Annotated in this window: 1 protein-coding gene; it reads right to left on the bottom strand. The window is 66.3% G+C overall.

Features of this window, described 5'->3' with window-relative positions; genetic code table 11:
• Positions 1-1375, bottom strand: a 1375-nt coding sequence (locus A2I95_RS38200; RefSeq protein ID WP_291737621.1) for a helicase-related protein, incomplete at both ends; no start/stop codon positions are given.

The raw sequence follows: 1375 nt of genomic DNA, 5'->3' as shown, positions 1-1375 counted from the left end.
GGCCTGGTCATCCGCTTGGAGGGATCGGAGGCGCCGCGCGGCTTGGCGACAACAGCCGGATCAGGCTTGGGGCTGCTTTCCGGCGGGCGGCTGCGGCGCGGCTCGCGCTCGAAAGGCGGTTTGTCCGCAGAGCGCTTTTCCTGCCAGTCCTTGCGCGGCGGGCGGCTGTCCCGGCTGTCATCGGATTTGGCGCGGTACGGCTTTGGGCCATCCGGTTTGCCGCGGTGCGGCTTGGAGTCCCGGTCGCCTTTGAAGCCACCTTTTGGTCCGCCGGGGCTGCGGCGCGGTGCCGGACCCAGATCGGGGGCTTCGGACAGCTGTGTCAGCACCGCGCCCGGCTCCAGTTCGGTCTTGCCGCCCAGTGCTTTCAGGAAGCCATCAACAGCATCCTGGCTGATTTCGGCAAAGGTTTCGTTTTCTTGTATCCGGATCGCCCCGATAACGTCGCGATCAATATTGCCGGCTTTGCACAGCATCGGCAGCACCTTGCGCGGGTCCGCACCGGTGGCGCGCCCGCCCGACAGCGAGAACCACACCGACGGGCCGAAATCCTTGCGTTCTTTGCGTTCCTTGCGCGGCTCCTCAGCGCCGGCCGGGCGCAGATCTTCCGGCGCCGAATGGCGGCTGCGGAAAAGGCGCAGGTAGGTGGTGGCAATCTGCTCGGCAGAGAAATGCTCCAGCAGGGTCTTAACGCCTGCCTGTTCCTGCTCCGCAACAGGCTCCTGCCAGACAGGATCGGCCAGCATCCGCTCCTCGTCACGCGCCATAATGTCGTCGGCCGAGGGGGCTTCGCAGTGTTCTGCCGTCAGCTTGGCCCACTTCAGCAGCCGCAGCGCCTTGCTGCGGGCCTTGGGCGGCGCGATCAATGCGCTGACGCCCTTGCGGCCCGCGCGGCCGGTCCGGCCCGAACGGTGCAGCAGAGTTTCGTGGTTCGAGGGAAGCTCGGCATGAACCACCAGCTCCAGTCCTGGCAGATCGATACCGCGTGCGGCCACGTCAGTGGCCACGCAGACCCGGGCGCGGCCGTCGCGCATTGCCTGCAGCGCTTGGCTGCGCTCGGCTTGGGACAATTCGCCCGACAGTGTCACCACCGACAGACCGCGGTTGGTCAGCCGCGCCGCCAGACGGTTCACCGCCGCACGGGTGTTGGCGAAAACGATGGAGCTGGGCGCCTCGTAGTAGCGCAGCACATTGATGATGGCGTTTTCCGCATCTTGCTGCGCCACGCTCATCAGCCGGTATTCAATGTCGGAATGCTGTTTGGTTTCGCCTGCGGTCTGGATCCGCTGCGCGTCTTTCTGGAATGTCTTGGCCAGGCTCGCAATGCCCGACGGCACGGTGGCCGAGAACAGCAGGGTGCGGCGGTCTTCGGGCG

Source organism: Leisingera sp. F5 (assembly GCF_001593695.1).
Note: the sequence above shows the minus strand (reverse complement) of the source record. Positions and strands in the feature narration are given on the sequence as shown.